The organism is candidate division Zixibacteria bacterium HGW-Zixibacteria-1 (genome assembly GCA_002838945.1).
Taxonomy (GTDB): Bacteria; Zixibacteria; MSB-5A5; order GN15; family PGXB01; genus PGXB01.
In genome coordinates, this window is record PGXB01000074.1 from 1 (window position 1) to 4,453 (window position 4,453).

Here is a 4,453-nt window from a genome sequence, read left to right on the forward strand (position 1 = left end):
CGTCATTCGAGCCTGGGTTTTAAAAATCCAGTTGACTTCGAACGGGCGGCTACCCTATCTTAACTATGTGTCCATTTTTTTAGGGGAAGACCAAATCGAGACATAGCTCAATGGCAGAAACGAGAAAAAGAAAACAAATTAGCCGGCAATATCAGCATTGATATCAGACAAAATAACGAAGACATCAGTTATCTGGAAATGTCTGGCCTCGCTAATCTTGTAGATAGACAACAAGGTAGTCAGAATTGCCTCCCCAATGATTCCAAACAATACAAACCAATACGTGACGCATTAATGCACACTGCGAGATTGACCAGCCAGGCAAAAACCAAGCTTACATCGATTTACGATAATATTAAAGCAAGAGTAAGGCAGCTATTGGCGGGAGGCAACAACTAAATTAGTATTTGCACAAGACTTAAGTTATGGCTGATAAACTAAGCAGGAAGCAACGCAGTTACTTAATGAGTAAAGTGCGATCAAAAAATAGCAGGATTGAACTTCTCGTGTTTAAACAACTACGCGGGGCCGGTATCTATTTCCAAAAACATTATAAAAAAGCCCCTGGGACGCCTGACATCGCTTGTCCCTCAAAAAAGAAAGCAATCTTCATACATAGCGATTTCTGGCATGGATGGCGTCTTTCAACTTGGTATGACAAGTTACCTAACGACTTCTGGCGAAAGAAGATTGAGCAAAATAGAATTCGCGATCAACGTAAAATACGCCAGTTACGTGCTCAAGGATGGACTGTACAGGTTATCTGGGAGCACTCATTAAAAAGAGATTTTGAAAAAACCCTAAAGAAAGTCTCACGTTTTTTACTGAAATAGATACAGCTTCCACTTGCGCCCCGGAACTTCGCTCCGGGTTTCTTAAAACATATTTCATTACAAAAACACCATCACTTTGATGGTAAATCGATCGTCGGGGGGTATTATAGAGGGAGCATGATATAACTATGGCTAAAAGCGAAACACAAATTGTCGAAACCCCTTCATCCCCGATGATAATCGGGGATTGCGGGGATTTCGACCTACCCGGTCTTGCCGGGGAATGGATATTCGTTTTTTTAAAAACGCAAAAACAAAGCCAATTCCGTGTAAGCAAAAGATAGAAAGAAAATTACAAGGAAATTTTGCCCTCCCGAAATTACGGGACTGCATCATTTTGATGGTAATTTTGCCAGTGAATCGGAGGTGGTGTCTTTGGCGGCTTTCATTCGATCGAACTGCGCTTTCACCAGCGAGTCATTGATGGAATCAACCAGGAACCAGACCTTCCCCCACTCCGGCTGGTTTTTGCTGATTCTGGCGCGGAACGCGGCGATGTCTTCGAGGGTCATGGCATATTTATTCAAAATGGAATCCCTGGCCACCAGAAAAGAATCATGATAGTTGCGGTACAACTCGGCCGCCACCGAGGTCTCGGCCGTCACAGAAGCAAACCGGCGATACTCGGCCGCCTTTTTGTCAACCGCCTTGTCCCTGAAATAAGAATAGCCGTAAAAGGCCGCCGCCAGTAAAACCATCGCCAATAAAACCCGCCAGATTGACATAAACCAACTTTCGGTTGATATTCTCCGTAAAAGGCGTAAATTACGGCCAGGAAGCTTTGAGGTCAAGATATATATGGAATTGAAATATCCTCCCGGGCGAAGAAAAAGCCGCGCCGTCAAAGCGGGCAGCGTGATAATCGGCGGCGGCTTTCCGGTTTCGGTGCAGTCGATGACCAACACCGACACGCGCGACACGGCCGCGACCGTCGCCCAGATAAAGGCGCTGGCCGAAGCCGGCTGCGATATTGTCCGGGTGGCGGTTCCCGATGAAGAAGCGGCGCTCAATCTTGGCGAAATCAAAGCGCAGATAAACATCCCACTGGTGGCCGATATTCATTTCAAATACAAGCTGGCGCTTGAAGCTATCAAACAAGGGGTGGATAAAATCCGCATCAATCCGGGCAATATCGGCGAAGACTGGAAGGTTCGCGAAGTGACCAGGGCGGCCAAAGATGCCGGTATTCCGATTCGGGTCGGGGTCAATTCGGGGTCACTGCCAAAGGATCTGGTCGAAAAGTACGGCCATGACAACCCGGAGGCATTCGTCATCGGGGCGTTGCGGCAAATCGAAATTCTCGAGAGCTGCGATTTTCATGATATCGTGGTGGCGCTGAAATCATCCTCGGTCAATACAACCTATTGGGCGCATCTGATGCTGGCCGAAAAGACCGATTATCCGTTTCACCTGGGGATCACCGAAGCCGGGACGCTTCAGACCGGAACGATTAAATCCTCGGTCGGCGTGGGGGCGCTTCTGATAAACGGCCTCGGCGACACGATTCGAGTTTCGTTGTCGGCTGATCCGCTCGAGGAAATCCGCGTCGGCAAAGCGATTCTCAAGGCACTGGAACTAAAGAAGGAAGGCGTGGAGGTTATCTCCTGCCCCACCTGCGGACGCTGCCAGATCGACCTGATTAGACTGGCCGAATCGATCGAGCAAAAAACGCGGCATTATAAGACATCGCTCAAAGTGGCGGTGATGGGCTGTGTGGTCAACGGGCCGGGTGAGGCATCGGCGGCCGATGTCGGCATCACCGGCGGCGATGGGTTGGGGCTGTTATTCAAAAGGGGTGAGATTATCCGCAAAATCCCCGAGAAGGATCTCGAGAAGGTACTCCTTGACGAGATCGAACGGATGACCGGGGGCAAATAGGTTTCATCTCAGGCATGGGCCATCTGAAGTGTCAAATCGCTGAAATCCTTAATGCCGGTTAACTGGTAGGCAAAATCCTCGCGTGAGTCCAGCCACGCCCGCGATACTGCCGCGACTTCTTCATAGTCGGTGTCGGCCAGCCAATCCACTATCAGGGTCCCGACATTTTCGCCGTTGACAACGACATCGTGCATGGTCAGCGTGAATCTTATCTTAATCATACACCATTCCAATCTGGAACATATTTATCCGGATAATATGGATGCAAGCAAAATGCCGATCAAAGCCGCCAGCGGAACCGTCATTGCAAGACATTGCATTACAGCCAATTACAACCGCCAAACGAGTGATATTTGGGATAAAAATGAAAAAAAACAGCAAGAAAGTATGGGATTTGCCCTATAGAAGATTTACCGCAATCCCCTCGGCGCCACTAAAAATAATTTACTCTTTGGTTTTCGGAAACGGCAAATCGAGCTCATTGATATGTTTTTGCGTGGCCCGGTAACGATAGACGCCAATGACCAGGTTGATTATTCCGATCGGGAGGAAAACCCAGCCGATAATTTCGACGATGAGGTTATCGAAAAACCTGATAAACGTTATTCCGGCGACAAACAGGGTCAGGGATGTGCGGATATACGCCAGAACCGTGCGCTCATTGGCCAGAATGGTCCGGGCGGCATTGAGCTGGTCGCTGATTCCGGGAGAGCCGTCTGATTTCTTGAATTCGATTCCTTGGAACATATATTAAGCCCGCCTATTTAAGTCAATTTTAATTACAATACAGCAAATAACAATATAAAAATGGTTTTGTTTCCAAATTGAGAATATAATGTCTGAAAGATTATTTTTTCAACCCGATGAACATCGGGTAATCTTCGCCTTCGGCGAACTCGGAATGATCGAACCTGGTTTCGATAACTTCGAAGCCGATTTCTTTCAATGTCTTCGGCCATAATTCCAGCGGAAAAACACCGCAATTATGCAGGTCGGTTTCGATTTGAAGCTTACCATCTGTTCTGATAAGATAAATGAAAGTGCTTTCATATGTTGTGTCGGCCGGATCGGGGTCATAGAAGTTTTCGATGAAGGTAATCTCTATATTGTCTTTGACTTCGGTTTGGTGCCTGATGCGGTTCTGCTTAAAATTCTCTTTCCATACTTCGGCATAGGTGATCATCACGCCGCCCTGCTTAAGATGTCTATAAGCTGTTTCGAAGGCGGCTTTGAGATCGGCGGGAGTGAGCATGTAATTGACGGCGTCATGAATGACGACGGCATCGAACAACCGCCCCAGCCGGACGGTGCGCATATCGCCCTGGAGATATTCATTTTCAGGATTGATTTTGCGGGCATTGGCCAGCATCGAATCACTGATATCGACGCCGGTGATTTTAAAGGCACATTTGAGGACCCAGTCGAGATTGCCGCCGCCGCACCCGAGACTGAGAATTTCCCGGACATCAATTTGCGAGTGCGCCTTGATCTTATCAATAAAATTCTCGCCCTCCTCGACATAATCTTCCGGTTTGCTGATAATATGCCAGGTCCAGGCCAGATCGTTATAAAGGCGGTTGGCGATTGGCATGGCGTTTTGTCCTTATTTTATTCCGGATAATGTCGAAACCCCTCCGGGGATTTGAGGTTCCCCCAAAAAAGTGGACACTGGATTAAGCATGGGGTATTATAATTATGGTTAAGGAGGTGTTCATAATGGGAGAAAAGCGGCGGCAGTTTGA

5 protein-coding genes and 1 pseudogene are annotated in these 4,453 nt (G+C 47.7%); 2 read left to right on the forward strand and 4 right to left on the reverse strand.

Translation table 11 applies throughout. From position 1 onward, the window contains the following. Window positions 1–425 precede the first annotated feature (425 nt). Window positions 426–833, forward strand: a pseudogene (locus tag CVT49_16360) (very short patch repair endonuclease). A gap of 332 nt (window positions 834–1,165) precedes the next feature. Here CVT49_16360 and CVT49_16365 read toward each other — a convergent pair. Further along, window positions 1,166–1,558 (reverse strand): hypothetical protein, encoded by a 393-nt coding sequence (locus tag CVT49_16365; protein PKK81920.1) that lies wholly within the window; start codon window positions 1,556–1,558, stop codon window positions 1,166–1,168. A 73-nt stretch (window positions 1,559–1,631) separates the two neighbouring features. Here CVT49_16365 and CVT49_16370 point away from each other — a divergent pair, with 73 nt between their 5' ends. Beyond that, complete coding sequence (locus CVT49_16370) at window positions 1,632–2,711, forward strand: 4-hydroxy-3-methylbut-2-en-1-yl diphosphate synthase (GenBank protein ID PKK81921.1); 1,080 nt, start codon at window positions 1,632–1,634, stop codon at window positions 2,709–2,711. Between the two features lie 8 nt (window positions 2,712–2,719). On the opposite strand, the gene CVT49_16375 is transcribed toward CVT49_16370, so the two are convergent. The 3 genes from CVT49_16375 to CVT49_16385 all read right to left on the reverse strand — a co-directional run bounded on the left by CVT49_16375 (window position 2,720) and on the right by CVT49_16385 (window position 4,302). Next, entirely contained in the window at window positions 2,720–2,932 is a 213-nt protein-coding gene (locus CVT49_16375; protein PKK81922.1) for a hypothetical protein, read from the reverse strand. Between the two features lie 223 nt (window positions 2,933–3,155). After that, the gene (locus CVT49_16380) at window positions 3,156–3,458 is read right to left on the reverse strand and encodes a hypothetical protein (protein ID PKK81923.1); all 303 of its coding nucleotides are present in this window, start codon (window positions 3,456–3,458) and stop codon (window positions 3,156–3,158) included. Between the two features lie 100 nt (window positions 3,459–3,558). After that, complete coding sequence (locus CVT49_16385) at window positions 3,559–4,302, reverse strand: class I SAM-dependent methyltransferase (GenBank protein PKK81924.1); 744 nt, start codon at window positions 4,300–4,302, stop codon at window positions 3,559–3,561. Between the last annotated feature and the right edge of the window lie 151 nt (window positions 4,303–4,453).